A 26,484-nucleotide genomic window follows, 5' to 3' on the forward strand; every position below is an offset into this window, starting at 1 on the left:
CCGCCGACCTTCCGGCTCCCGCCGGAGGCCGACCGCCGACGGCCCGAGAAACCCGGGCAGGCGGGTGCGTTCGTCAGGGTGCAGGCCGAGGTCACAGGCGATCGTGGGCGGGTGTGTTGCGCAGCAGCGCCATGACCATGGCGGCGGTCAGCCACAGAACGACCGCGGCGGCGGTCAGGGTGGTGCTCAGGCCGGTGTGGAATGCGCCCCGTGCCACCTGGAGGAGGTTGGCCGCCTGGTCGGGCGGGAGCGTCGCGGCGCTGTCGACGGCTGAGCCGAGCGATTGGCTCGCCTCGGACGGCGGGCCGGGCAGCGCGGCGCGGTAGACGACCGACACGACCGTACCCAGGATCGCGATGCCCAGCCCCGCACCCAGCTCGAACGAGGTCTCCTGGATGGCGGCCGCCTGTCCCGCACGCTCCTGGCTGGCCGCCGACATCACCAGGTCCGCGCCGAGCGTCATCACCACCCCGGCGGCCGCTCCCGCGAGGACAAGCACAAGGGGTACGGCGGGCCCGCCCAAGGCCAGTGGGAGCACGGCCAGTGCCGCACCGAGGGCGGCCAGCGCCGCCGCCACGCTCGAACGGCGTCCCCAGCGTGCCGCCGGCCACGGTGCCGCGGCCGCGCCCACCGCGTTGGCGGCGGCCAGCGGCACGAGCGACAAACCGGCCTGAAACGGAGTGAGCCCGTCCACGAGCTGGAACCATTGGGTGAGGAAGAACAGCAGCGCCGTGTTGGCGCCGAAGCAGACCAGCACGCTCACCGTCGCGACGCTGACCCGGCGGTCGGCGAACAGCGACAGATCCAGCAGCGGTTCGGAGTCACGCCGCTGGCGCAGCACGAACAGCACCGCCAGCGCCATTCCGGCCGACCCGGCGACCGCCGGCACCAGCGACGGATCCTCGGCCAGGTGCTTCAGCCCGTAGACCATGAGACCGAGGGCGGCGACCGACAGCGCCGCGTCCGCCGGGCGCCAGCGGCGCGGCGCGGGATCCTTGGATTCAGGGATGAGCCGGGCACCGATGATCAGCACCAGAGCCACGATGGGCAGATTGACCAGGAAGACCGAGCCCCACCAGAAGTGTTCGAGGAGCAGCCCGCCGAGGACGGGGCCGAGCATCGCGCCCGCGCTGTGCGCCGCCGTCCACGCCCCGAGCGCGATCGTCCGCTCGCGGGCGTCGGGGAAGACCGATCTGATGATCGCCACGGTGGACGCCATGATCATCGCCGCTCCCACGCCGAGCAGGACCCTTGCCCCGACGAGCTGGGCGGTCGTGGTGGACATCGCCGCCGCGGCCGAGATCACGCCGAACACGGCGAACCCGGCCAGCACCATGCGCTTGCGGCCGAGCCGATCTCCCAGGGTGCCGAAGGTCACCAGCAGCGCCGCGAGGGTGAGCGAGTAGCTGTCGACGATCCACAACATCGCGCTCGCGCCGGGCTTCAGGTCCCTGGACAGGCTGGGCAGGGCGACGTGCAGCACGGTCACGTCGATGCCGACCAGGAACAGGCTCGCGCACATGACGGCGAGTACTGCCCATTTGTGAGGAGTCGAGGGTGGATGGATGTCCTGGTGCATGGGCACCAGCCTGGGGATAATAGTGCATATTCTACAAGTACTGTCTTTCATGTGTCATAGTGCTGATTTGTATAGGAATAGAGGTCACCAGTGCGTAAGGGGTTGCACGACAAGCCCGCCAACTGCATGGTCGAGGTGGCCATGGAGATCCTCGGCGGCCGTTGGAAGCTGGCGATCGTCTACAAGTTGCTCCAGCGCACGCACCGCTTCGGCGAACTCCAGCGGGAGATGCCCGGCATCACCCCCCGCATGCTCACCCGCCAACTCCGGGAACTGGAGGAGGACGGGATCATCTCGCGCATGGTCTACCGCGAGGTGCCGCCCCGGGTCGAGTACTCAGTCACGGACACGGGCAGGAGCCTGGAGACCATCGTCGGCCTGCTCGACGCGTGGGGCAGGTCATACCTTGAGGACCACCCCGCCGTCCACGCGGATGGCGAAGTGGTGTGACCGCCGATTCCACTCGGACAGGGGTGTCTACGGAACAACGAGTCCCCAGTACAGCGCCCACGGCAGGAACGCCGCGGCGGCCGCGATCAGCACGCCGAGCCGGAGCCGGCCGCCACGGGACAGGGAACGCCGCGATCGCCACGCGGCGGCGCCGGTGGCGATTCCGGCGGCGACCACGGTCACGGCGAGGACCTGGAGCAGAAGCCACGGGACGGACCGGCCGAGGACGACCGGCCCGATCACGGTCGCGCCGGTGAGGATCAGGACGCCCAGATAGGCGAGGAAGCCGATCACCGTCGCCGTCAGCGCGACGACGAACACGCGGGCGGGCCGGGCGGCCACGGGGGCGCCGCGGCGTCCGCGCCCCCGGCGCACCAGCGCCCCGACGGGGTAGCTCAGGCAAGCCATCGCGAAGAGCACGAACGCGACCAGCTGCCACTGCGGAGCCTCGTACCACGCGAGCGGCCCGTCGACCGGGCGGCTCGCCTGTGCCTGGGGCGGCGGGCTGCCGATCCGGATCGGCGGCGGCCCGCCGGCCAGGCTCTTGATCCAGGCGACCTCCAGCGTGGCGTACGCCGCGGGCAGCAGGTCGGGCCGGTCGAAGCCGTCGTCCCGGGTGCCGTTGAGGTTGTGCCGGGCGCCGGCGATGAAGCGGATGGCGTAGTGTTCGTTGCCGCCCCGGGCCAGCGCCCCGGCAATGATCTTCGCGCTCTCCGCGGGCACCGCCTCCCGATCCAGGGTTCCCCATACCGCGAGGACCGGCTGGCGGACACGTTCCCAGCCGCGGACGGGATCGTGGGCGGCCTCGCCGAACAGCCCGCTGGCGACGGCGTAACGGATGAGACGTCGTTGCAGCGCCGGGATGAGCGATCCGCGGATCCCGGCATGGCGGAGCCGCTCGCCGTACGCCCACGCCTGTTGTCTCGCGGGGGTGGTGCCGACCGCCCCCGCGACGATCACGAAGGCGACGTCCGCCGAACGCGCCGCCGCCAGGGGCGCCACCCAGCCGCCCTCCGACAGTCCCCAGATGCCGACCCCGTCCGGGTCGACCTCGGGGCGGGCGCGCAGGGTCCGCACGGCGGCGAGGGCGTCGGTGGCGAGCATCCCGTAGTCCCGCCGCACGGTAGAATAGCCGTCGGTGCGCTTGTCGTAGATCAAGGTCACGACCCCTTGTCTGGCGTACGCCTCCGCCTCGTCCCGATATTCGTCCCGGGTGACCGGGCCGGCGCCGTGCACCATGACGATGGCCGGGCCGCGCCCCTTCGTCGTCTTCGGGCCGATGATCGTCCCGTGCAGGGTCACTCCGCCGGCACCGGTGAAGGTGACGTCGCCGCTGCGCACGTCCCGGGTCTCGGCCCGGACGGGGCCGGCGGGCAGAACAGCGGCCAGCAGCAGTAACAGGGCCGGCAACTTGCGTCGGAGCAGCATGAGCTGCTCTCCTTTCTTTGCGGTATTCGCGCACGGTGAAACACGCCCTTCGCGGGCGTGGTGATGCGGATTCCGTTCCTGGGCCGCCGAGCTGGCACTCGGCGGCCCGGATTCACTCGCCGTCGGCGGGTGCGGGGAAGGCCAGCAGCCGCGCGAGCACGACACGCGCGCCGGGTGGCGTCTCCTTCTCCGGCCGTTTGAAGCGGTAGAGCAGTTTCACATACTCCTCAAGGAATTCGGTGAGCTCATCGGCCGTGAGCTTGATCGTCGAGCGGGACCAGGCCAGGGCGTCGGCCCACTCCCCCATCTGCCCGCGCTGGAGCTGGAAGCGGGTGAACTGCTCCAGCTCGTCGGCGAAGTCGAGGCGATTCATCTCCTCGACCACCTCCCGCATCTCCGGGCTCTGCCTGCTGTAAGGCGGAATCCGGCGATCAGCCGGCACATGACGCCACCATCGCTCCCGTCCCCGTGACAGTTCGGGGGCCTCTTCGATGAAGCCGTGCTTGGCCAGTTGCCGGAGGTGGTAGCTGGTCAGCCCGCTGCTCTCCCCCAGGGCGCGGGCGAGTGTCGTGGAGTTGGCCGGGCCCTGCCGTAGCTGCCGCTCGATCCGCTGCCTCATGGGGTGAGCCAGCAGCTTCAGCGCTTCGACGTCGGTGATCTCTTGGGGACCCGGCGGATCAGGCATGAGACCAGACTACGAGATGCAAAGACCCTTTGCAAAGACAATTTGCAAAGAGCGACGCGGTCAGCCGCGCAGGTAGCTGAGAACCGCCAGGACTCTTCGGTGGCTGACCTGGTCCTCGATCAGGTCCAGCTTGGTGAAGATGCTGCCGATGTGCTTGGAGACGGTTACGTCGGAGATGACCAGTTCCCTGCCGATGGCGGCGTTGGACCGGCCCTCGGCCATCAGGGCCAGCACCTCGAGCTCGCGGGCGCTGAGCCGCAGCAAGGGGTCGTCCCGGTGCGTGAGCAGCCGCCGCACCACATCCGGATCGATCACCGTCGCGCCCCCGCCGACCTCGCACATGGTCGCCACGAACTGGGCTCCGTCGGCCACCCGGTCCTTGAGCAGGTAGCCGGTGCCGGCGCCACCGCTGCGCAGCAGCTCGGTGAGCGAGGCGGTGTCGGCGTACTGGCTGAGGACCAGCACGGGCAGCGAGGGGCGGCCGCGGCGCAGCTCGATCGCGGCCCGCAGGCCGTCGTCGGTGTGGTCGGGCGGCATGCGTACGTCGGTGACGACGATGTCGGGCCGGGTTTCAGCGGCAGCGGTACGCAGGTCGCCGGCCGTGGCCACCGCGGCCACCATCTCGTGGCCGAAGTGCGTGATGAGGTTGACCAGGCTTTCCCGGAGCAGGCCGGAGTCCTCGGCCAGCACGACTCTCATGCCGTCATCGCCTGTGGCAGGCAGGGGATCTCGGCGCGCAGCACGGTCGGCCCTCCTTCTGGGCTGTCGAACTTCACCCGGCCGCCCACCGCGGCCACCCGATCGGCCATGCCTCGAACGCCTCCGTCCTCCCGAGGGGCGAGGCCGCCCCGCCCGCTGTCGCCTACTTCCAGGATCAGTACGTCGCGGACGATCCGCCCGCTGACCCAGCAGTCGCCGGCTTGGGCGTGTTTGGCGACGTTCGCCAGCGCCTCGCAGACCACGAAGTACGCGGTGCTCTCCACGCCGGGCGCGAGCCTGCCCGGTACCTCGACCTTCACCCGGATCGCCAGGGGGTGAGCTCTGGCCAGCTCGGCGACGGCTTCGGGCAGGCCGCGCTCGGTCAGCACCCGCGGATGGATGCCGCGGACGAGATCGCGCAGTTCTTCGAGCGTCGTGAGCGTCTCCCGATGGGCTCGGGACAGGAGACCGCGCAGCTCAGGGTCTTCCACGCCCATCCGCGCCATGTCCAGCATCACGCCGAGCGCGACCAGCCGTTGCTGGGTGCCGTCGTGCAGGTCACGCTCGATACGTCGTCGCTCGGCGTCGAACGCGTCGAGCAGCCGGCCGCTGGAGCCGACCGTCTCCATGTCAGGGGCCTCGGACGGTGGCGGCGCGAGCAGTACCCGGACCACCGCGACGCGGACGCTCGCGACCGCGACGGCCAGATAGGCCGCGGCGACCAGCCCGAGCCCGGCGAATCCAGCCGTCAGGAGCGAGTCCCCCAGCGTGGCCAGATGGATGCCGAGGACGTCCACCGGCCCGGACACCAGGTGGACGACGGGTGCGGCGAGGCAGACCAGGCAGGCGAGAGGGATGGCCGCGACCACGTAGTCGAGCAGCCACAGTCCGGTGATCAGCGCCATGGTGTAGGCGAGTTCGCGCCAGGAGGCGTTCTCACGGAGCCTGGTGCGCAGCCAGGCCACGGTCCCCGCGCCGCGCAGCGTCCGGTGGGGGCTGGGGTGCGCCGGCAGGCCCAGCAATCGCAGCCGCCGGCGTTCGATGGCGCCGACCGGGATCCCGGCCAGCCCCGCCGCCGTGAGCGGGACGAATCCCACGAGAACCGGCGCCAGCGTCGCGCCCACCAGGACGAGCGTCAGCACCACCGCCATCGTGCCGCCGCCGAGCAGGGCGCCGGTCGCCGCGTAGGCCCAGGCGCGCCAGGGGGCGGAGGAGGCCAGGAGCCTCGCCGCCTCTCGCGGATGCGTGCTCTCCACACCGTCGCAGCTTAGGACGTCTGTACGCCCGTGCCATGACAGCCAGCTATACCAAGAAGAGTGGCATCTGCCGTGATTCGCCCGGCTGCCGATCGCCTGTGTGCTGGAGGCATCGTCGTCGATCGCGCAGGAGGGCATCACATGAGAACAGTCCATACCGCCATCACCTGGCGGATGAAGCCCAGTGCACGCAAGGTGTGGCTGGTTCTGCACGTGAGCGCCTCGGTGGGCTGGCTGGGCGGCTGTTACGCCATGCTCGTCATGGGCGTCGTGGCGCTGACCAGCGGCGGAAAGCCGCTGCGGCCTGCGGCTTACGAGCTGATGCATGTCAGCGACACGGCGATCATGATCCCGGGGAGTCTGGCCGCGCTGATCACCGGTCTGGTGCTGGCGCTGTACACCAAGTGGCGCCTCCTGCACCACTGGTGGGTGATCACCAAGCTGGTGCTCACCGTCTTCGCCATGGTCTTCGGATACGCGTACACCGCCCAGGGGGTGAAGGCCGCGCTCGCGGCCACCCTGGCCGATCCGCGGGCCGACGTCGGCTCCTTGGAGCCGGGCCTGATCGCCGGGTCGGTCGTGATGCTGGCCGTCCTCTTCCTCGCCACGGTGCTCTCCGTCGTCAAGCCATGGGGACGCACCGTCAGAGGCAGGGCGCGGCGCGGCGTGTCCGTCGTGCCAGCAGGGCGAGCAGGAGGACCGTGATCGCGGCGAGGACGATCTGGCCGACGCGGTCGAAGGTGCTCGACGCGAAGACGTACACGGCCACGGCGGAATGGGCCATCAGCGCACCGCCCGCCGCCCAGATCCGGTGCTGATCGCTCCATCCGCCGGTTGCCGACCACCGCAGGAACAGCCATCCCGCACCGGCGCCGATGGCCGCCGCCACCGCCATCGGCACGAGAGTCCACGCCCCTTCGCCGAATGCCGGCGGATCTCCCGCCGGGAACAGCAGGCCCAGAAATCCGAACGTGGCCAGCAGGGCGAGCAGCCCGGCCGCCGCGGGTTGTGGGAGACGGCTCGCGGGGGCCGGTGACGGGGTACGGCCCGGCAGTACGCGCAGGGCGAGCACGGCCAGGGTCGCGACCGCGAGCACGACACCCGCGAGCACGGCCACCGGTGCCTGATATCCGGGGTCCTGCGAGGGCGGGATGGTCATGCGTACCATGCCGACACCGAGGACCGCGAGGGCGGCGACGCCGGCGAGACCACCCGGTCGCAGGTAGGGCCGATCGCGGTGGGCCGGGAAGAGGATGTCCACGAGCATGATCGGGATCAGCACGCTGAAGACGACGTGGTACCCGGCCTGCGCCTGGCCTGAGCAGCACGCGGCTGATCTCCTACCATTTCGCGGGCAAGGCCGAGCTGATGAGCGCCGTCGTGACCGAGGTCTACGGACTGCTCGGCCGGTTCCTCACCGAGCGGCTGACCGGCCAGCCGGACGCGCGCACCGAGCTCCGCGCGTACATCACCGGCGTGGTCGAGTTCATCGCCGAGCATCGGACCCAGATGCAGGCCCTGATGTCGATCTTCCTGAACTTCCGCGACGGTGACGGCGCCGGCTCCTACGATCCCGCGGACGACCGCACCGCCGTCGGGCGCGTCCAGGCCATCCTGCGCAAGGGCCAGGCCGGTGGCGAGTTCCGCGACTTCGACACGTTCGTCATGGCCGCGACCATTCAGCGGAGCCTCGACGGCCTGCCGTTCCTGCTGCAGAGCGCTGCCGGCCTCGACCTGCCGGGCTACGCCCGTGAGCTGACGACCCTGTTCGACCTCGCGACCCGCGCATAGCCCAACCGGGGCGTCCCCCAGCCGTGGGTGTCGCCGGGCGCGAGCGCCGTTCCACGAGGGTACGAGCCCGCCAGACGTGGCCTGCCGGGCTCATGGCGGCCATCGGGTCAGGTGGCCGGGCCGACCGTGATGGTCGTGCGCCGCCCCTGGTCGGCTTCTCGGATCACCCGGATCCTGGTGTTGGTGTCCGGCGGGCGGACGCCGAGGGTGGGGTAGGCGGCGTCCCAGTACACCCCGGTGTGGTCATCGAAGACGGGAATGCCCGGCCGGGCGGGGAAGACCGTCTCGACGCCGTCCTTGCGCAACCGCAGCCTGTCGGTCCTGGCCAGGCCGAAGGTGGCGTCGAAGACTTGGACCCGCCCTCCGGCCCGAGCGCCGTCCTTCCACCGCAGCGGCACCGCTCGGGCGTCGATCGGCAGGATCAGGCCCTCGCCCGGGTAGTTCTGGGTGCTGTTGTCGGCGTGGAAGGTGTCCCAGAGCCAGACGAGCACACCGTCCTGGTACGGGAAGCGCTCGAAGATCTCGGCCCGCTCGGGGTCGTTGCGGAACCCGGCGCTGTACGGTCCGGTCCTGAGGTACTGGCCGTAGCCGGTGTAGCGGCGGTTCTCCACGAGATAGGCGCGCGGGTGGTCCTTGGTTCCGACCCGGCCCACGCGGCTGAAGCCCACCGCGGTCCAGCCGTTGTCGCCGCTCTCGACGTCATCCGAGAAGACCCCCGGCAGGTTGATCGCGTCGGCCACGAAGCCGTTCTCGACGGTGTTGGTGTCGGTGGAGTAGCGGAACCGGAACCAGATCTTCTTCCCGGCATACGCACGGAGGTCGACACTCAGGTCCCGCCAATCCGAGCTGCCGGTCAGACTGTCACCGACCTGGGTCCATGCCCTCCCATCGAGGGACACCTCGGTGTAGAGGTAGTCGAAGTCCTGCTCGATCTGGTACCGGACCTTCGCGGTGAGCGTCGCGTCCGTGACGCCGGTCAGGTCCAGTTGCCGGGTGAGAGTCTCGTTGAGGTAGTCGCCCTTGCCGCTCCACCATTGGTAGGAGCCTTGTGCCGGGGTGGTCAGCTCGGTGCTGACCGTACGTGGCGGCAGGTCGACGAGTACGGCCTGCGGATCGCGAGTGTTGTAGGAGCTGACGCCGAGGGTGTGTGCGGAGGAGGTCGCGGCCCGGGCGCGCTCGTGATCCAGCCAGCCCAGGCGCAGCTTGCTCCAGGCGTCGAGGTCGCCCGGGTACTCCGCGAGTGGTCCGTGCTTACGCCCGAGGTAGGAGGCGTCGGACATCAGCGACCAGAACTTGACGCCGTTGTCCCCTCCTTCGCCGTACGCGTAAAGGTCGGGAAGCCCGAGGTCGTGGCCGTATTCGTGGGCGATGAGGCCGACGCCGCTGTTCTCGCCGGCGGTCAGGAACTTGCCGACCCAGATGCCGGTCTCGCCGATCTGGACGCCGCCGCGCAGGTTGCCGGCGGGGCCCGCCTGACCGCGCAGGTTCCAGTAGGCGTCGTGGCTGACGGCCCACAACGCGTCGGCGCCCTGGGCACCGCCGCCCCAGGTCTCGTCGACACCGGCATGGATCACCTGGAAACGGTCGAGGTATCCGTCGGGCTCGTCGAAGTCTCCGTCGTTGTCGTGGTCACTGCGGTCCCAGACGTCGAAGGTCTTCAGCTCGGCGGCGATGTCCGCGACGCTGCGGCCCTTGGCTCGCTCGGCCTCGTACCAGGCGGTGACCGAGTCGCGGACGAAGTCGAAGACCGGGGTGTCGCAGTCCAGTCCCGAGGTGCAGCGCGGAGTGCCGTAGCGCGACTCGTTGTACGGAACCTTCACCCAGTCGGAGACGTAGCCGCCGATGTCGTAGCGGCCGGAGGACTGGAGCCGGTAGAAGCTGCGCAGCGAGTTGCCCTGGCCGAAGTAGATGTCCTGGTAGTAGGCGCGGTTGAAATCCGGTCTCCACAAGGTGTGGTTGTCGTATCCTCGCCGAGGTTCGGGAATCTGGTTGTGCAGCGGGCCGGGGGCGCCGCCGTACCTGATCTGGCCGTTGTGCCGTGTCTCATTGTCGACCTTGTCCCCGAACTCGGACAGGACCGTGAAAACCCGGTCCTTGCGCTCCAGCGCCAGCTCCACGTACTGCCGGCCGACCTTGGGCGCACGACCGCGCGCCAGAGGGGCGGTGGTCCCCAGCGTCTGTTCCATGGCCTTGGTGCGCAGGGCGCGCTCCTCGTCGGCGATGGGGTTGACCGGCCGGTCGCGGTGGACCGCTGAAGAGACCTTCGCGGGATGGGGGTCTGGCCCGGCGGCAGCGGTCCCGGGTACCAAGCCCAGGACAAGGCCGGATAAGAGCACGACGGATAACGTGCGCACGTCACGCCTTCCTCTCGATGACAACTATGTCGCGTGTAACATGTCACACTTCACGCACTCAGGGAAGAGTCGCCTTTTCCGGATTTGTCCTACGGATCTGCCATGATCGCTGCAGTCGACCACGGATGGGACGCGGGATGTATTTCGTCTATCGCAGCTGGTACGAGGGCCCGCTCAGCAAGCTGGTGCGGCACTATCCCGGCCTCTCCGTCCTGGACTGGTTCCGCAGGTCCTGGTACGAGGCCGCCGGGGAGGACACCTATGAGTGGGTACGCCGCGAGTTCGGCACCGATGTCTACGGCCTCGGCAGCATCTTCGAGACGGGCGAGCCGGCTCCCGAGAGCATGGCTGAGCTGCGGCGGCTGATGCGGGAGCACCTCTACTACGAGGAGGAGTTGCGCGTCGACGACCACAGCGTGCGGGTCCTCACCAACGATGACGACGTGAAGCTCTCCTACTACTTCGCCGACGACGCGCTCGTGCTGGCCGAGCCTGAACGCTGGGCCTATCCCGTGTGGGAGGAGGGCTGGCGCCTGCCGGACACCCCGGCAGACCAGGGCAGGACCTTCGAGCCGCCCGTGCCCCCGATCAGAACCGAGCTCAGCCACGCGGGCCAGGTGGGCGTCACCTATGCGGTCATCCTTGACTTCCCTGATGGCGATCGGAGCGCGGGCGGACTCCGGCCCACCGTCTTGCCCGGTGTGCGGCTGCCGGAGCTGGCGGCGGCCCTGCGCGAGAGTGACGCCGATCCCGAGCGCTGGGACGAGGAACTGCTGACCCTGCGGGCGCTGACGGCCCCGGGCGAGGAACGGATCGGTGCCGCGCTGGAGCGTCGCAACAGATGGCCGGACGAGTCGATCCCGGAATCCGCCGCCGCTCGCCGGCGTCACCTGGCGGCGCTGGCCCGACCGCACCAGGAAGCGCACGCCAGGGCACTGCGCCTGCTGAACGGTTTCACCCCGGAGGAGGAGCGCGACCCCGGCCGTACGCTCATCCACCTCGGCGACCATCTCGCCCAGATGTGCGTCCACAGCGGTTACTTCGGACACGCGCAGTGGTTCCTGTTCGATGACCTCTGGGCGGCAGCCCACTCCGATCTGGCCGCTTCGCTGATCCATTACGCCGGCCACTGGGATCCCGGCTGCGCCCGGCGGCATCCGCTGCACGCGCCGTGCCAGGACGACGCCTACCTGGAGATCGAACTCAACGACGGATACATCGTGCGGGACTATGAGCCCTACGACGAGCCCGGCATGGTGTCGATGGCCGCCGCTCTGGAGGCGGCGGGTGAGCACGCCGAGCGGGACGACCTCCGGGAGGCGCTCGCGGACACGCGGGTACTGCTGGTGGCCGACAGACCCCGGAGAGGGGACCCGGGGTTGGGTCTCATGGGTGTCATCGCCGTCCGGCTCCACCGGCCTGAACCCGGTACCTGTGAGGTGAGCGCCTTCGCGATCCGGCCGGATCTGCGCGGGCGGCACCTGGCCCTGCCGACGGCAGCACGGCTCTGGCACGAGCTGCGCGCGCTCGACGTCGACAGGCTGGTCTTCACGATGCCGCGCAGCCCCGGCGGCGTGGCCCTGGTACGTCGGCTGACCGGGCTCGCCGAGGACGTGCGGCCAGGCAGCCGCGTGGAGGTGCCGCTCGAACGGGTGCGTCGTTCTACGAACCGTGCGTGGATGACCGAAGGAACTCCACGCACGTGAGATGTGATCGCGCCCTCCTGCCAGATGGCCGTCGTGATCCGGACTCCGTCACCGGTAGACGGCCGGCTCCTTCCGCTCGCCGGGGAACACCATGATCAGCAGCTCCACGGCGGCGTCCGGCGGGTAGGGAATCTGGTAGACGCGGTCACGGCCACGCAGGTGGACCCGGACCCGGTAGGACCCTGGCCCGCTGGCCGTCAGCTTGGGCGACGTGGTCCCCCTGCCGTCGGCGAGGGCCAGCGAACCGGTCGGGCTCTCGTAGGCGACCTCGACCACCTCCCTCCACCCCTTGGTCTCCAGCGGCGGCCGCCGGGTGTAGGACTCGGTGGTCACGCAGGCGTGCCCGATCTCGTCGGCCGCCCAGATGGTCAGCGCGCCCCGTTCACTTCCGACCAGTTCTCTGACCAGCTCGGGGTTGGTGCCTTCGTATCCGTCGTCCCATCCGTTGATGGTCCAGAACTCGGTCCACATGGTGGCGCGGTGTCGCCGGACCGGTTCGATCTTCGGGCGGTGCGCGGGGTGCGCGGCGCAGGCCTTCTCCTTGCCGGCGAAGTACGCGGCCTCTTCCGCCTGCCCGCGCTGACCGGCCAGTTCCTGGGCCCTGGCCACCGCGGGGCACAACGCTCCCAGTGCGCCGGCCAGCGCCGCGTGGGGTGCCTCGCGCACGGCGGGAGCGCCGGTGTCGCCCTCATGCTGTTCGGCCACGCGGCACAGGTCATGGCCCTGGGCCAGGACCACCCGGTCGGAAACCTCGGCCCAGCTCTCGATGCCATCGTCCATGAAGGAGTCGTAGCCGCGGACGCGGCACAGGAAGTCCTTCTCCGCCTTGGTCAGGTCGTGGGCGGTGCCGTCGCCGAAACCGGCGCAGTCGAGCTCCCGTTCGCTGCTCACCTTGCCGGGAGGGGCAGCTTGGTCCACGACCAGGAGGGTGGTCATCAGGGTCAGGACCGCGACCGCCGTACGGGCGAAGCGGCCTCTCCTGACGAAACCGCGGCGAACGGGGCGCACCGCGAGCAGAACCAGGATGGGCGGCGCCAGGGAGTAGAGGTCCATGCCCGCGTTCCGGCTCACTATCGCGGGCGGGCCCCACGCGTCCAGGCATTCCCGGCCCAGCGCCCCGTCGAGCGTGAACAGCAGGAGCTCGGGGAGGCGGAGGAGGAGCAAGATCACGGCGGCTGAGCGGGCGATGACCCTGCCGAGCCGGTCACGCCCGGTCCGCACGCTCAGGTACCAGCCGCCCCAGGCTGCGACGATCATGGGGGCGCCGCCGTACCAGAAGAGGGGCAGGAGCCTGACCATGCGTTCCGGGTACCTGATCAGGTCGTCGATCTGGTTGCCCAGGCACGAACCCGCGGACATCCACACGTAACTCGTGCCGCCGTCATCTCCGGCCAGGAGCGATCGGATCCAGAAGAAGACGTCGGGAATCAGCGTGACCAGTAATGCCACGCTCCACAGAATCCATGATCGTCGAGACACGACACCGAACCCTAGGGCACCGCATGGCCGGATCGAACATTGTGCGGCGGCTGATGGTGTCCGTCCTGCTGGGCTGCACCTACGGCATCCTCGTCGAGTTGCCGGATCATGCGGTCGAGTCCCTGACGGGCGAGGGCAGGCAGGACGATCCGGTGCCTGCACCTGAACGCTCTTCCGAGGCTCTGGCGCAAGCGTCGCCGTGGAAGGGCTGCTTCGGACGGCAACGCTATCTCACAATGTGAACCTGACGGGGCTCTGGGGTCGGCGCGTCCGACGGTCGCCATTCTCGCCTGATCAGCCCGAACACCCACGAGTCGGATACCTCGCCGTTCACGATGCAATCCTCCCGCAACGTCCCTTCACGCATGAATCCCAGCTTCTCCAGCACCCGGGCGGACGCCGCATTGCGCGTATCAGCCTCGGCCTGGACTCGATTCAGGTCCAGTGTGTCGAATGCCCACTTCAGCAAGGCGTGCGCGGCCTCCGTCGCGAAGCCGCGGCCCCACATCGCATCGTGGAGAACGTAGCCCAACGACGCGCTGCGGTAGTCCGGGTTCCATCCGGTCAGACCACACCACCCGACGAAGACCCCGTCAGAAGCACGCTCGATGGCCACCCGGGCCCCGCTACCTTCGTCCTCCATCTTCCGGCACATCTCGATGAAGCGCTCGGCGCGAGCCCGTTCGGTCCACGGCGGAGAGTCCCAGTAGCGCAGCACGTAGCTGCTGCTGTGCAGCGCGAAGAGGTCCTCCTTGTCGGCATCGGTGAACGGCCGCAGTCGCAGGCGAGCGGTGTGCAGTACGGGGGTGGCCAGAGTCATGCGCACCATCTTGCGTCCTCAGGGACAGGCAGACCACCGAATATCCGGCCCCGGCCCTCAAGGTTGTCAGGTCCTCCGGCAGCGCCACGTCCCGCTAGACGCCGTACCGGATCAAGACGAGCTGGGAGTACGGCAGCGGCCTGGCTTCCAGGAGGCGCAGGGACATCGGCGCGGGAAGTTCGAAGGCCGGAGTGCCGCCGCCGAGGATCTTGGGGCCGATCATCAGGTGCAACTCGTCGATGAGGCCGTGCGTGAGCAGGTCGTTCCAGAGCACGTGGCTGCCGAAGATCATGATGTCCCGGCCGGGCGACCGCTTGAGTCCTGCCACCGCCTCATGGGCGTCGCCGCGCTTGACGATACGCGTGTCGTGCCAGGGCGCGGTCCGCTCCGGCGTCAGGCTGTCGGAGACGACGACCTTGTTCATGGCGTTGATGAGCCGCGACATCTCCCGCAGGACGGGACGGGCCTCGGCGTCGCCGGCGACTCCCGGCCAGTACGCCTTCGCCCCTTCGTAGGTCACGCGCCCCAGCACAAGGGTGTCGGCGGCACGCAACCGTTCGGCGTTGTACTCGTCGAAGGCGTCCTCTTCCGGCATCGCCATGAAGTCCTTGCCGGGCCCTTCGAAGTAGCCGTCCGGGGTGACGATGTTGGTCACGACGACTTTGCGCATGATGCTCTCCCGTTGTGTCGGTTGTCAGGAGTGCAGAGACGAAAGCCGCCGCGAACTCATCGCTCCTCGGGCGAAATTTCCGGCGGAAGTCTGAAAAGGTGATGCAGCTGCGCGTCCAGGAACCCGGCAATCTCCACGATCTTCCCCTTCCGCAGGCTCAGCACGATGATCGCGGCCGGCGCGAACCCGGAACCGCCAGGGGCCCGCTGGTAGCAGGCGAAACCGAGCTGACCGTTGGCCCCGAGCGGGCGCAACCTCCAGTCGAACGCGAACACGCGCTCCGCCAGGAAGCGGCGTACGTCGTCCCGCCCGTCGAACCAGGCGGGCAGCGGCGGCATGGTGAACCGCGCGTCCTCCGCCAGCAGCGCCACGAGCCCGTCCACGTCCGCTCGCTCCCATGCGGACATGAACGAGGCCACCAGCTCACGCCGCCCGCCCGCGCCGAGCGCGGCCAGTTCCTCGCGCTGACTGACCACGGGCACCCGCTTGCGCATGGTCTGCCCCGCCCGTTGCAGCGCGCTGTTCACCGATGCCACCGACGTGTCCAGAAGCCCGGCCACCTCCGCCGCGGAGAACCCCAGCACCTCCCGCAGAATGAGCACCGCCCTCTGCGTCCCGGGCAACCGCTGCAACGCCGCCACGAACGCCAGCTCGACGCCCTCCCGCCGCAGATAGCTGCTGGCCGGTCCCGCCTCGTCCGACGCCAGATCGTCCGGCCACGGCTCCATCCACACCGGCCCGCCCACGAACGTCCCGAGATCGTCGGTACGGCCACGAGCCGCCTCCCGATCCGCAGACGTGACCCGCGGCCCCCTCTTGCCGCTCAGCCGCAGGCAGGTGTTGGTGCTGATCCGATATAGCCAGGTACGCAACGAGCTACGCCCCTCGAACCCCGCCAGCCCACGCCAGGCGTTCAGCAGCGACTCCTGCACCGCGTCCTCGGCGTCGTGCGGCGAGCCGAGCATCCGATAACAATGCGCGGCCAGCTCACCCCGATAGACCAGCACCAGACGCTCGAACGCTCTCTCGTCACCGGCGCGGGCCCGTTCCAGCAAAACGTTCTCATCCATGCGGAAAGGCTAGAACCCGAGCTTCGCCAAACCGAAAGCCCTGTCACATAAGGGCGGGCCCCCGCCGCACACCATCGCATGCGGCATCATCCGCATATGGTGATTCACGGCCGGCGGCTCGCCGCGACGGGCGGCATGGTGCTCGGCGACATCAGATTCCGAGACGCCCGCGAGCGGTGTCGATGGTCACCTGAGCTTCCAGAAACCGACGACGGGCTCTGCTTGGTCAGGTCGGGCTGGTTCCGGCGGGAAGAGTCGGGATGCCGAGAGTTTCTCGACGCCACCCGAGGCTACTTCGCGAAGGCAGGAACCGTAGAACGTGTATTCGGCCGGCGGTGCGGATTCACCTGGATCCGGCTTTCACCTGCCGCGTTCGACGCCTGTGTGGAGGGAGCACAGCGGAAGCACTGGTTGTTGAACGTCTGCAGCGGCCTGGATTTGCAGCACCGTCTCTTACTCGCGGCGGTCCGCGGCAGGACCGACTCCTTCGAGCTCGCGGAAAGGCTTCTTTCTCTGCTCGAAGCCTTGCCGGCGCGTACCGAACGGCCTGGACCCACATCGTGGCCGAGCACCCGAATGGCGCATCACGCTTTGGCCGCCGCGGCCCAGGAGGCGCTCAACTGCAACCCCTCGTGCGGGCTGGAACGGCTCGGCGAGTTAGTCGGTACGTCGCCACACCACCTGAGCCGGGTCTTCAAGAAGGTGACCGGGCAGACCCTCACGGCATACCGCAACGAGTTACGGGTCCGCTCGGTCCTTGAGCACCTCGCCGAAGGAATGACCGACCTGGCCGAACTTGCGGTCCTCCACGGGTTCGTCGATCAGGCTCATATGACCAATGTCATCCGCCGTCACCTCGCCGACACACCGGCCAGGCTCCGACGCAAACTGAGCACGAATCTGCAAGAACGCCGGCCGCCGCGTGGCTGAAAGTGGCTTCATCCGAACACCTTCCGGAAGGAGCCCCGATGAAGCTGAAACTGCTCAGGTTCTCCGTAGCGGTAGCGGCGCTCGCTGCGTCCATCACCGCTCTCAGCCCCGCCAATCCCGCAAGTGCCGCGGCCTGTCAAGGACACGTCGGCGTCACCCACAAGGACGGCAACCTCATCTGGGGCAGCGGCAGTATCGACAGCAGTTGCGGTCAGAACAGCCGTGCCGACATCTACATCCAACGGTGGGACGTCTGGCGTTGGGTCCAGATGAATCACGAGGTCATCAACGGTCCCGGATACGTCGAATGGATCTACTTCGACTGCGGCGGCCGAGGAACGCAGACCTGGCGCACGCTCGTGACATGGCGAAACCCGTACACAGGAAAGCCCGACTCCAGACCGTCCAACGAGATCCGCGTCACCTGCAGCTGAGCCCAGAAGCGGGGTGGCCCGCGATCGGGCGATCCATCCCGGGCCACCTGTCCTGAATCCTTCATCCCACCGCTGAACCCCTCACGAGCCGCGTCCGCTCGCTGTGACGCAGGACGGTGAGTGTGCGGTGAGTTCGCGGTGAGCGAGGCCCGAGATCCTCTCGGGCATGGGCCTGTTCACACATGAGGTGTGGCTTCGGATGCCAGCGGTGGCGTGTACGCGCCGACGGCTTCCGTTACGGGTCCTGGCACGTCGATGGCGGTAAGGCCGACCATGCCACTCCGAATCGCTCACCGAAGAGAAGGGCCTTCTTTCATGCGTAGATTCATGTCCGTTCTGGGCGGCGTGCTGACCGTCAGCGGTCTGGTGAGCGGCACCGGACCGCCCGCGGCGGCGGCGGCCGGCGGGGCCTCGACCGGCACCATCTGCTACAACGCCCATGTCCAGGATCTGGGCTGGCTGGACTGGAAGTGTGCTGGGCAAATGGCGGGCACCCAGGGACAGGGGCTGAACTTGGAAGCGCTCAACTTCATGACCACGATTCCCGGCGGTATCTGCGCCCGTGTCAAGCTGGTGGGCGCCCGCAGGTGGGACTCCTGGGAGTGCCGCAACGTCAATGAATCGTTCAGAGTAGGCACAGTCGGCGAGAATCAGCCGCTCGAGCAAGTGGAGATCAAGATACGCGACATCGACGCCACGGACGCACGGTTGATAGGTAGCGCACACGTACGCAATCGCGGCTGGCTGGGCGATGGTAACGCCTGGCGTCGGATATACCTCGGATCCGAGGGCTGGGGGCTTCCCATGGAAGCCATCCGCATCTTTGTGGTCTGAACCGCATAGCCTCACTCAGGGGCGCCCCGAGCCGAACGAGCCTCCTGAGGCAGTTGATCCATATCGCTCCGGGTTCCACCCGCACAGCCACCCGCCTCGCCCCGTCCGCTGATTCCGGCGGAGCCGGGAAAGGGCGGGTGCGAACCACCTCGGGAGGATCGAGCGAAGTTCCGGCGTTGCTGGAGAGGCTGTTCAGGACCTGCGGCGCTCAGCGCGTCTTCAACCCCCGCAGCACCGGGAGCCCCGTACCTGAGTCGAGCACGAGGCGCTCTCCCAGCGGCCGGGCGAGCGCGACGGTGGTCGTGGCCGTCTTGAGCATCGCCGGGCAGACCTCACCGGAACCCGAATCCCTTGTGTCCACGTCGACCACGACCAGCTGGTCGGTCTCGTAGGCGCGTGCCCCGTGAACGGTGTCGCAGGCGCCGTACCCGTAACGAAGAAGCAGTTCATGTGGTTTGCCGGCGGTGAGCTCGAAGGCCATCACCTCCTCGATGTCCCCCTGGACGCGTTCGGGACGGGCGGTGACAGCCGAGGGGGCGATCGCCACGTGGACCTTCTTCTGCTCGACTCCCTCGACAGCGAACATCCAGGCGGGCGCCTGGATGGTGCCGCGGCTGGTCTGGAGCGGGACCTTGCCCAGGCGGGCGCCGATCACCCGGAGCGGACGGCATCCCCTGGCCGGGCAGTCCTCTTCGATGAGCTTGGCCGGTCGGCTGAACTGCGCGTACGCGCTTGCCGCACTGATGAGCGGCACCTGCGAGACTTCGCCGTCCGGCCATCGCACGTCGGCGCGCTCCGGTGAGGCCTTGGGCAGTTCGGCGGCCAGTTGCCAGACACCGTTGTGCGCGCTTCTGTTCACCCATGCCGGGATTTGGCGCACGTGGTTCCATCCCTGCGGGTTCAGGACCTCCAGGGCGACGAAGCCTGTACGCCAGGCGCGGTCGTCGGCCGAGCCATGCCAGCGCTGCGCCACCTCCCGGGCACGCCTGTCGAACTCATCGGCCGAGGCGTCAGGTGATCCGCCGGTCGGGGCCTGGTGGACCACCCCGCAGGAGCACAGGAACAGCACCAGGGACAGGCACGCGATCATTTTCCGCACGAGTCCTCCTCCACCCCAGGATCAGCCCTGGCCCGGCGCCCCGCATGGATTTCTCCACTTTTGCGAGTGCGCCTTAGCCGTGCTGGTCCGGGATCGTCACGGGCGGGCAGCGCGGGTCGAGCCGCACCTTGGCCAGATTTCGGCCGACGATCGTCCAGGCGTTGAACGAGCCAGGCTCGAACTGCAGTTGCGGATTGGTGTGCCACTCGTCGCCCAGCCCGGTCGCCAGCAGCTTGGCCTCTGACCCGAGCTCGTAGGCGTTGCCGCCGCCGAAGTAGGTGGAGGTGAACACCCGGCCTCTGTGTACGTGCAGCTCTCCGTGGCCAGAAAGCAGGCCCTGGTGCTTGATGGTCCCGGTGGCGGGGTCGAGTGCGATCCAGGCGCCGAGCACACGTTTGTAGACCGCGTACAGCAGCCCGTCGTGCACCTTGAGGTCCTGGAAGGTGCGGTGGTTCGGCAGGGGATCGATCTGCCAGAGCACCGTGCGCCGCCGCAGGTCGAAGGCGGCGATCGAGGCCGTCGTCCTGGTCGGCGGGGTGCCGCCTCCGCCGAGCACGTCGCCGCCGAGGTAGACGACACCGCGCGCGGCATCGACGCTCAGACTCATCAGGCTCTGGTCGGGGATAACGTTCGGATACACGTCCAGCTTCCCGGTGTCGGGGTCGAGCACCGTCAGGGCGCCGCTCAGCTTCGCGCCGGTCGGCGCGGATGCCACCAGGATGGTGTCGGTGACGGGATCGTGCTCGATATCCCACGGGCGTGACTGGCCATGGCCGATGTAGCCGTGGCTGCGTACCTCGTCGGTGTGCACGTTCATGGAGATGATCTCTCCGCTCGGATACAGCGCGGCGTAGATCTCGTTGCCCCGCCGTACCATGGCCTTCGGCTCGCCCACCACGCGGATTCTGCGCTGCTTTCCGGTCCGCAGGTCACGGACCTCCACGGCGAAGTGGCCGCCGATGTACAGCGCCCGGTTGGGCACCAGCAGGATGCTCTGGGTCCGCTCGGGACCCGCCGGCAAGCCCGCGTCGATGAGGTCGACGAACTCGGAAGTCCCGCTCGCCAGGTTCAGCCACCACATGCCGCCGCTGCCGGCGAAGCCGATGAGCTGCTGCCCGTTCAGGTGCAGTGCCCGGGTCTCCTCGCCCGGGGAGGGCGGGTCGGCGACCTTGATCACCGCGTTCTGCCCGGTACGGTAGCTGTAGACGGCGCCGCCGGGGCGTGAGGTGAGGTAGACCGTGCCGTCAGGGGCCACCTCGAAGGCGTCGATGGTGCCCACTCCGGCTTCGAACTGCCGGCGGTCGGTGCCGTCCTTGCGCACGTCGATCAGCGTGCTCCCGCTCGCCGCCAGTACCCGGTCGCCGTACAGCGCCACCGTACCGACGGCCGCGGGGCCCTGGGCGAGTTCCCTGACCGCGCCGCTCGCCCGGTCAACGGCCAGCAGCTTGGCCTTTTCCAGCAGCCCGGCGTAGGCCGTGGTGTCGTCGACGGCCACGGCCCTGACATAGTGCTCGCCCTGGGCCAGTACGCCGTACCTGCGGACCGCGCCGGTCGAGGGGATGTACTCCCAGAGCCGGCCGTCGGAGGAGGTACCGAGGTAAAGGGCGCCATCCGGCGCGGTCGCCATGCTCCAGACGAAGCCGCCGTTCGCGCCGAAGGAGCGCAGGTGCGCCACCTGGCCCGTGGCCAGGTCGTAGCTGTACAGGTCGGGCACGGGATAGGTACCGATGTACAGCTTGCCGTCGGCGACGGCCGTGGCCCAACCGCCTTCCGGCTCGCCGGCCGCGGGGCCGTCCGGCAGGGTGGCAGTGCGCGTTACTTTGCGGGTGGCCAGGTCGATCTCGGCTACGACCGGAGGCTTCGGCCCGCGGGAGACCACGTAGGCGTGACCGTCGTGGACCGTGGCACCGACGATCGCGCCGGTGACGGAGGCCGGGCCGTACGTGGTGACCGCCTGGGTGCCGCAGTCCGGTGCGGAGCTCGCGCGGGCGGAGACTGGAACCAGCACAACGGTCAGGACCATAAGTAAGGACACACAGAGTCGTAGCACAGCAGACCTCCAGGCTGTCCATTCATGTTCAATTATGGTCAGGACCGTAATCTTTCGCGCGCGACACGTCAATACGGTGGACGGTCGTGGCCTACCTCCACCTGGCCGCCGCGATCCACGCAGCATCTGGCGGTGGGCATGATCCGGACGCTATTGCCCGGGCGGAACGGCCGCCAAGTTCAGCATCCAGTACTTGGCCGGTTTCTGCTCCTTGGTGACGCCCCAGTAGACGATCGTGCTGGCCTCCGACGAGGTGCCGACGCCGCCCCAGCTGCCGACTCTCGTGATCACGGCCTGCTTGCCGGTGTTCAGGTCGTACACGGTGTCCCCGGACTGCAGGAAGCGGTCGAGAATGGGGTACGGCGAGAGCCCGTTCATGAACCCGGCCCCTGGCAACCTGCGGAACCCACTTCCGTCGGGGCGCTGGATGATGCCCCTGTCGTCCAGACGACCGTGGCACCAGGTCGGCCCGCATCGCAGGCCCGTCGTGCCCGGCTTGATGGCGATCTTGGTCTCCGTACCTTCCGCCAGGTTGACGATCTTCGTCTGGTTGGCCTCCAGGGCGTCGGGCCCGTCACCGATGTCGCTGGCCCAGGGCCAGCGGATCAGGTGCAGGTCCTCGTTGCTCAGCAGCTCGATGGTGCTGCCCACGAGCGGTTTCCGTTGCACCCCGCCCTTCACGGCCGACCAGACGACCTGATCTCCGTCGAGTCCGATGGCGTCGATGGCGTACTCGGTCGTGGTGTGGATCTTCTGCGCCTTGCCGCCGGACAGAGGAGCCCACCAGACCTCCGCGACCCTGTTCCGGTCCTTGTCCGTGCCGGACGCGTACCAGGCGACGTTCGTGCCGTCGGTCGTGGCGCTCTGCGGGAAGTACTCCTTCAACCCCTTGGTCGCCGGCACCTCGGCGACCAACCGCGCCTTGCCGGTTTTAGAGTCATAAATCTCGATCTTTCCGGCCTTTTCAAACGAGGACTCCGCCATGAGCAGCACCTCGGTGGCGTTGATCCCGGTGACCGGGCGGTAGCGCCAGCCGTCGGCGTTCTTGGCGGGCATCTGGAAGAGCGCCTTCGGCCAGAGCCTCCCGATCGGCGTCCCCGCAGGGCGCCTGGGCGTCACCGTCACGATCCTGGTGGTCGTGGGTCCGGCCGTCTCGGGCCCCTCATCGAGCCCCTGAGTGACCGTGGGTTCCGCAACCGCCCCGCGATCTTCCTCGGCTGTGGGCCGGGCATCCGTCCCGACGCCTTCGCCGCCCCCGCTGGCGAAGATCACCTTGGTGGCGGCCGTACCCGCGCCCACCACGACCACCACCGCGGCCGCTGCCAGCAACTGCGCGCGCCGCCTGGTCCTCCGGCGCTTGCGCTCGCCGACCCCGGCCAGCAGATCGGGCTCCGGAGCCCGATCGGCCGCCTGCCGCAGCGCCCCCACCAGATCGCCTTCCGTCCTCATGCCGGCCCTCGGCTCGTCTCCCGATCTCATGTGCGTCCCCTTTCGAGCACAGCGGGCCTGATCCTGAGCGTTGCGAGCGCCCGGAACGCCTGGCTGCGCACTGTTCCCCGAGAGATGCCGAGGATCGCGGCGATCTCGTCATCCGGCAGGTCCTCGTAGTACCGCAGGACCAGCACGGCCTGCTGCCTCCTGGGCAGCGTGGCGAGCTCCTTCCAGAGCTCGCCGAAGGTGTGGGTGTCGTGGTGGGACCCTTCCGGGATCTCGTCGGTTACGTGCTCCTTGCGCCGCCTGCGCCACCAGCTGATGTGCTGGCGGGCCATGGTGGTGCGTACGTACGCCTCGGGGCTGTCCTTGTTGCGTACGCGACTCCAGGTGTCGCTCACCTTGAGCAGAGCCTCCTGGACGAGATCGGCGGCGTCCTCCGCGTTGCCGGTGAGCACGTAGCCGTAGCGGAGCAGGGCTGATCCCCTGGTCCGGACGAAATCCTCGAACTCCACACCACCGGGACGCATGAGCCGCTCGCTCTGTTGCAAAGATCTTTACCCGAAATCATCACTCACCTGTTCAAGTCCGCGATATCGAGACTCCACCCCTTGACGATCGGAGCTTTGCCCCCTCAGGAGGCTCGCAACAGGATCAGCGCGCCGGCGGTGCGCTCCCGCGCGACCTGCGCTGCCGGCCCGGCCGCCCAGTGCGACCGCCGTGATTTACGGCGGCGGGCACGCCAACCGTGGCAGTTCGCCGGTGCCGTCACTGCCGCTCTGAAGACCAGCTCGTGGCGGGCCACGAGCTGATCGAGGCCCAACTCCCCGTCTTACCCGCGCGCTTGCCGTCGCAGGCTGTGGGAGACCTACCAGGCCCGGCTCGCGCCGCAGGGTAACGGTGACGGCGCCAATGGCAAGCGGGGCACTTCCGGCGTCCCGTGACCTCGCTCATGGCCCCACCGCAAGCGATCTCATACCCAGGTCGCGGAGTCGCCGCGCGCTGGCAAGGGTCCCGGTGCGGGGCCGCGAAGGACCGGCCCCGCACCGGGGCGCGTTCGAGCACCTGCTGGGCTACACACTCCCGTAGTGCGGGACCACCGGGAACGGTGGCGGCTCGAAGGCCGCCGTTCCCGCCGCACCGGGGGCGGTCTGCCCCGCACCCGTCACGGGCAGCGCCCGCCCGTCGGCCGCCGGGTCGGTGTAGGCGGCGAACCAGGCGTCCATCCGCGCCGCGAGCTCATCCTGTACGGCGTGCGTCCCGGCCAGGTTGCGCTCCTCGCCCGGGTCCGCGGCCAGGTCGTAGAGCTCGTGGGGACCGTACGGGTAGCGGTGCACGTACTTCCAGCGGCTGGTCCGGATCATGCGGACCGGGCCGTACTCGTCGAAGACCACCACCGACGCGTCCGGGTCCCCGGGAGAACCCGCGAGCACCCCGGCGAACGACCGGCCGGGCAGCTCAGGATCGTCGCCGCCGAGGCCAAGGTGGTCGAGCAGCGTGGGCCGCATGTCGTAGGCCGACAGCAGGGACTCGCACACCCGCCCTCCGGGCACCCGCCCCGGCTGGCTGACGATCGCCGGCACCTTGACCGAGCTGTCGTACATGTTCTGCGGGAATGTCCCGTTGCCCTTCCCCCAGATCCCGTGGTGCCCGCAGTTGAAGCCGTTGTCGCTGGTGAAGATCACCAGCGTGGAGGAGGTGAGGCCGAGCGAGGACAGCGTGGCCAGCACCCGACCGATCCCGGCGTCCATCGCCGACACCGCCGCGAAGTAGCCGGTCAGCGCCGCCCGCGGGTCCGGCTCGCCGCCGACGGGAGCCCCGCGGGAGTCGTACTTCTGCCAGGGGTGCGGCTCCCCCTGCGGGCACGACTCGAACGCGCACCCGTCGTAGAGCGCCTCGAACTCGGCGGGATGCTGCCCCTGCCACGGCTTGTGCGGCGCGGTGTAGTGCAGCGACAGGTAGAACGGCGCGTCCTGTTCCGCCTCCGCGCGCAGGAACGCGCACGCCTCGTCGGTGAACACGTCGGTCAGGTAGCCGGGCTCGTCCCGCCGGACGCCCTGGTCGTAGAGCACGGCGTCGCGGTACGGCCCGCCGCCGCTCTCATGCGCCAGCCATCGCACGAACCCCGGTCTGGGCCGGTCGTTGGCCCCCAGGTGCCACTTGCCGACCAGCCCGAGACGGTACCCGGCCTCGTGCAGGTCGTCGGTGAACAGCCGCCGCCCGGCCAGGAAGTCCACCCCGTCCGGCCCCGCGTGCCCCCGGCTGATCCAGTCGTGCACGCCGTGCCGCGACGGGATCTCCCCGCTGAACAGCGAGGCGCGGGCGGGCGAGCAGACGGGGGACGCGCAGAAGAAGTTCGGCAGCCGCACCCCCTCGGCGGCCAGCGCGTCGAGGTGGGGTGTGCTGATCTCGGGGTTGCCCGCGCAGCCGAGCGCCCACGGCCCCTGGTCGTCGCTGAGGATGAACAGGACGTTGGGCCGGAGCGGGTCACGGCTGGCCAACGAGCACCTCCGGGGCGACCGGGCCGCCGGCGGCGGCCGACGCGTAGGCGGCCAGCACGACCTGCACGACGTGCCGCCCGTGCGCGCCGGTCACGGCGGGTTCGACGCCGCGCCGTACGGCGTGCGCGAAGTCGGTGAGCTGGGCGGCGAAGGCGGCGGCGATGTCGCCGGGGGCGGTCCGGTGCAGCCAGGTGGTGGTGCCGTCGCGGTGCAGGGCGGCGCCGGCCGAGGCGGAGACGACCAGGGTGCCGCGCTCGCCGACGACGGTGAGTTCGTCGTGCGCGGGGGGCGGGCCGGTGCTGGTCACCGTGATCTGGGCGGTGAGGCCGCCGGTGAGCGAGAGCCGTACCAGGGCGTCGGTCTCGATGGGTGAGCCGTGCACGGTGGCCTCGACCTGTTCGGCTCGGCGGCCGGTCAGCCAGAGGAGCCGGTCCACGCAGTGCGCGCCGATGTTGATCAGCACGCCGCCGCCGGAGACTGCCGGGTCGAGGAACCAGGCGGGCCGCGAGCCGGGGCGGTAGTCGGAGCCGCGCCGGTCGGAGAGCAGCAGCGGCTCGCCGATCTCGCCGTCGGCGAGGGCGGCCATCGCGGCGGCTTTGGCGGGCAGGAAGCGCTGGATGTGGCCGACGGCCAGGCGTACCCCGGCGCGGGCGCAGGCGTCGATCATCAGGTCGGTGTCGGCGAGCGTGGTGGCCATCGGCTTCTCGACGAGCACGTGCAGGCCCGCCGCCGCCGCGTCGCGGACGATCGCCGTGTGCAGCGCGTGCGGGGTGTTGACGAGGACCGCGTCCACCTCGCCGGAGGCGATCAGGTCGTGGTGGGTGGCGTGTACGCGGGCGCCGTGCGGGGCGGCCAGGCGGTGGGCCGCGTCCAGGTTCGGGTCGCAGACGGCGCTCACCCGGACTCCGGGCACGGCGCTCGCGGCCTCGGCGTGCAGGACGCCGACGGCGCCCGCGCCGACCAGTCCGAGACGGAGTTCAGTCAATGGTGGTCTCCCCCGAGGAGGCGCCGCAGGAGCGGCGCACGACGATGCCGGGGCGAAGCCGTACCTGGTGGTGGGGCAGGCCGGGTTCGCGCAGGCGGCGTAGCAGAAGCTCGGGCGCTTGGCGGCCGAGGTGGCGCTTGGGCGGGGTGACCGCGGTGAGCGGGATCTCCCCCACGGAGGCGCTCTCGTCGTCGTAGGCGACGATCGCCAGGTCGCCGGGCACGTCGAGGCCC

At 69.4% G+C, this 26,484-nt stretch carries 26 protein-coding genes; 8 read left to right on the forward strand and 18 right to left on the reverse strand.

Features of this window, described 5'->3' with window-relative positions; translation table 11 throughout:
- Nucleotides 1-91: 91 nt before the first annotated feature.
- Nucleotides 92-1,579, reverse strand: a complete 1,488-nt coding sequence (locus ACFWYW_RS55045; protein ID WP_379622546.1) for an MFS transporter — start codon at nt 1,577-1,579, stop codon at nt 92-94.
- Between the two features lie 90 nt (nt 1,580-1,669).
- On the opposite strand from ACFWYW_RS55045, the gene ACFWYW_RS55050 reads away from it, so the two are divergent.
- The gene (locus ACFWYW_RS55050; protein WP_379622548.1) at nt 1,670-2,029 is read left to right on the forward strand and encodes a winged helix-turn-helix transcriptional regulator; all 360 of its coding nucleotides are present in this window, start codon (nt 1,670-1,672) and stop codon (nt 2,027-2,029) included.
- 27 nt (nt 2,030-2,056) lie between these two features.
- Here the strand turns inward: ACFWYW_RS55050 and ACFWYW_RS55055 are convergent, their stop codons facing one another.
- The 4 genes from ACFWYW_RS55055 to ACFWYW_RS55070 form a co-directional block, all read right to left on the reverse strand.
- Nucleotides 2,057-3,457, reverse strand: a complete 1,401-nt coding sequence (locus ACFWYW_RS55055) for an alpha/beta hydrolase family protein (protein WP_379622550.1) — start codon at nt 3,455-3,457, stop codon at nt 2,057-2,059.
- A 112-nt stretch (nt 3,458-3,569) separates the two neighbouring features.
- Complete coding sequence (locus tag ACFWYW_RS55060; protein ID WP_379622552.1) at nt 3,570-4,142, reverse strand: ArsR/SmtB family transcription factor; 573 nt, start codon at nt 4,140-4,142, stop codon at nt 3,570-3,572.
- A 60-nt stretch (nt 4,143-4,202) separates the two neighbouring features.
- Complete coding sequence (locus ACFWYW_RS55065) at nt 4,203-4,841, reverse strand: response regulator (protein ID WP_379622554.1); 639 nt, start codon at nt 4,839-4,841, stop codon at nt 4,203-4,205.
- Entirely contained in the window at nt 4,838-6,097 is a 1,260-nt protein-coding gene (locus ACFWYW_RS55070) for a sensor histidine kinase (protein ID WP_379622556.1), read from the reverse strand. Before ACFWYW_RS55070 ends, ACFWYW_RS55065 begins: the two co-directional genes overlap by 4 nt.
- Nucleotides 6,098-6,238: 141 nt before the next feature.
- Between ACFWYW_RS55070 and ACFWYW_RS55075 the strand changes: the two genes are divergently transcribed.
- Nucleotides 6,239-6,802 carry a hypothetical protein gene (locus ACFWYW_RS55075; protein ID WP_379622558.1) on the forward strand — a complete coding sequence of 188 codons (564 nt, stop codon included), beginning with the start codon at nt 6,239-6,241 and terminating at the stop codon, nt 6,800-6,802.
- Here the strand turns inward: ACFWYW_RS55075 and ACFWYW_RS55080 are convergent.
- Nucleotides 6,741-7,379, reverse strand: a complete 639-nt coding sequence (locus ACFWYW_RS55080; RefSeq protein WP_379622560.1) for a hypothetical protein — start codon at nt 7,377-7,379, stop codon at nt 6,741-6,743. The genes ACFWYW_RS55075 and ACFWYW_RS55080 overlap by 62 nt on opposite strands.
- 86 nt (nt 7,380-7,465) lie before the next feature.
- Here ACFWYW_RS55080 and ACFWYW_RS55085 point away from each other — a divergent pair, with 86 nt between their 5' ends.
- The gene (locus ACFWYW_RS55085) at nt 7,466-7,888 is read left to right on the forward strand and encodes a hypothetical protein (protein WP_379622562.1); all 423 of its coding nucleotides are present in this window, start codon (nt 7,466-7,468) and stop codon (nt 7,886-7,888) included.
- Between the two features lie 107 nt (nt 7,889-7,995).
- Here ACFWYW_RS55085 and ACFWYW_RS55090 read toward each other — a convergent pair whose 3' ends face one another.
- Nucleotides 7,996-10,242, reverse strand: coding sequence for an immune inhibitor A domain-containing protein (locus ACFWYW_RS55090; RefSeq protein ID WP_379622564.1), 2,247 nt, complete (start codon nt 10,240-10,242; stop codon nt 7,996-7,998).
- A 137-nt stretch (nt 10,243-10,379) separates the two neighbouring features.
- On the opposite strand from ACFWYW_RS55090, the gene ACFWYW_RS55095 reads away from it, so the two are divergent.
- Complete coding sequence (locus tag ACFWYW_RS55095) at nt 10,380-11,948, forward strand: hypothetical protein (RefSeq protein WP_379622566.1); 1,569 nt, start codon at nt 10,380-10,382, stop codon at nt 11,946-11,948.
- A gap of 48 nt (nt 11,949-11,996) precedes the next feature.
- On the opposite strand, the gene ACFWYW_RS55100 is transcribed toward ACFWYW_RS55095, so the two are convergent.
- A complete protein-coding gene (locus ACFWYW_RS55100; protein ID WP_379622568.1) occupies nt 11,997-13,397 on the reverse strand; it encodes a hypothetical protein in 1,401 nt (466 codons plus the stop codon).
- 14 nt (nt 13,398-13,411) lie between these two features.
- Between ACFWYW_RS55100 and ACFWYW_RS55105 the strand changes: the two genes are divergently transcribed.
- Nucleotides 13,412-13,669, forward strand: coding sequence for a hypothetical protein (locus ACFWYW_RS55105; RefSeq protein WP_379622570.1), 258 nt, complete (start codon nt 13,412-13,414; stop codon nt 13,667-13,669).
- On the opposite strand, the gene ACFWYW_RS55110 is transcribed toward ACFWYW_RS55105, so the two are convergent.
- From ACFWYW_RS55110 to ACFWYW_RS55120, 3 genes are all read right to left on the reverse strand, one after another.
- Nucleotides 13,654-14,247 carry a GNAT family N-acetyltransferase gene (locus ACFWYW_RS55110; RefSeq protein ID WP_379622572.1) on the reverse strand — a complete coding sequence of 198 codons (594 nt, stop codon included), beginning with the start codon at nt 14,245-14,247 and terminating at the stop codon, nt 13,654-13,656. The genes ACFWYW_RS55105 and ACFWYW_RS55110 overlap by 16 nt on opposite strands.
- A 94-nt stretch (nt 14,248-14,341) precedes the next feature.
- The gene (locus ACFWYW_RS55115) at nt 14,342-14,917 is read right to left on the reverse strand and encodes a dihydrofolate reductase family protein (protein WP_379622575.1); all 576 of its coding nucleotides are present in this window, start codon (nt 14,915-14,917) and stop codon (nt 14,342-14,344) included.
- A gap of 56 nt (nt 14,918-14,973) precedes the next feature.
- Nucleotides 14,974-15,987, reverse strand: a complete 1,014-nt coding sequence (locus ACFWYW_RS55120; protein ID WP_379622577.1) for an RNA polymerase subunit sigma-70 — start codon at nt 15,985-15,987, stop codon at nt 14,974-14,976.
- A 96-nt stretch (nt 15,988-16,083) separates the two neighbouring features.
- On the opposite strand from ACFWYW_RS55120, the gene ACFWYW_RS55125 reads away from it, so the two are divergent.
- The 3 genes from ACFWYW_RS55125 to ACFWYW_RS55135 all read left to right on the forward strand — a co-directional run bounded on the left by ACFWYW_RS55125 (nt 16,084) and on the right by ACFWYW_RS55135 (nt 18,185).
- Nucleotides 16,084-16,917: a helix-turn-helix domain-containing protein gene (locus ACFWYW_RS55125; protein ID WP_379622579.1), complete on the forward strand. Its 834-nt coding sequence runs from the start codon at nt 16,084-16,086 to the stop codon at nt 16,915-16,917.
- Nucleotides 16,918-16,955: 38 nt separating this feature from the next.
- Nucleotides 16,956-17,351 carry a hypothetical protein gene (locus ACFWYW_RS55130; protein WP_379622581.1) on the forward strand — a complete coding sequence of 132 codons (396 nt, stop codon included), beginning with the start codon at nt 16,956-16,958 and terminating at the stop codon, nt 17,349-17,351.
- Between the two features lie 327 nt (nt 17,352-17,678).
- Nucleotides 17,679-18,185 (forward strand): hypothetical protein, encoded by a 507-nt coding sequence (locus ACFWYW_RS55135; protein WP_379622583.1) that lies wholly within the window; start codon nt 17,679-17,681, stop codon nt 18,183-18,185.
- Between the two features lie 208 nt (nt 18,186-18,393).
- Here the strand turns inward: ACFWYW_RS55135 and ACFWYW_RS55140 are convergent, their stop codons facing one another.
- The 7 genes from ACFWYW_RS55140 to ACFWYW_RS55170 form a co-directional block, all read right to left on the reverse strand.
- Nucleotides 18,394-19,284 carry a hypothetical protein gene (locus ACFWYW_RS55140; RefSeq protein WP_379622585.1) on the reverse strand — a complete coding sequence of 297 codons (891 nt, stop codon included), beginning with the start codon at nt 19,282-19,284 and terminating at the stop codon, nt 18,394-18,396.
- Between the two features lie 73 nt (nt 19,285-19,357).
- Nucleotides 19,358-21,292 (reverse strand): PQQ-binding-like beta-propeller repeat protein, encoded by a 1,935-nt coding sequence (locus tag ACFWYW_RS55145; RefSeq protein ID WP_379622587.1) that lies wholly within the window; start codon nt 21,290-21,292, stop codon nt 19,358-19,360.
- Nucleotides 21,293-21,484: 192 nt separating this feature from the next.
- On the reverse strand, nt 21,485-22,813 hold the full coding sequence (locus tag ACFWYW_RS55150) for a hypothetical protein (protein WP_379641389.1): 1,329 nt from the start codon (nt 22,811-22,813) through the stop codon (nt 21,485-21,487).
- Nucleotides 22,810-23,295, reverse strand: coding sequence for a SigE family RNA polymerase sigma factor (locus tag ACFWYW_RS55155; protein WP_379622591.1), 486 nt, complete (start codon nt 23,293-23,295; stop codon nt 22,810-22,812). Before ACFWYW_RS55155 ends, ACFWYW_RS55150 begins: the two co-directional genes overlap by 4 nt.
- 543 nt (nt 23,296-23,838) lie before the next feature.
- A complete protein-coding gene (locus ACFWYW_RS55160; RefSeq protein ID WP_379622593.1) occupies nt 23,839-25,266 on the reverse strand; it encodes a sulfatase-like hydrolase/transferase in 1,428 nt (475 codons plus the stop codon).
- A complete protein-coding gene (locus ACFWYW_RS55165; RefSeq protein ID WP_379622595.1) occupies nt 25,253-26,251 on the reverse strand; it encodes a Gfo/Idh/MocA family protein in 999 nt (332 codons plus the stop codon). The genes ACFWYW_RS55160 and ACFWYW_RS55165 overlap by 14 nt, the downstream gene beginning before the upstream one ends.
- A partial coding sequence (locus ACFWYW_RS55170; protein ID WP_379641390.1) for a substrate-binding domain-containing protein occupies nt 26,244-26,484 on the reverse strand: 241 nt, incomplete at its 5' end. The genes ACFWYW_RS55165 and ACFWYW_RS55170, both read right to left, overlap by 8 nt.

Origin of the sequence: Nonomuraea sp. NPDC059023, from assembly GCF_042740095.1 — a bacterium.
In the GTDB taxonomy this organism is placed as follows: Bacteria; Actinomycetota; Actinomycetes; order Streptosporangiales; family Streptosporangiaceae; genus Nonomuraea.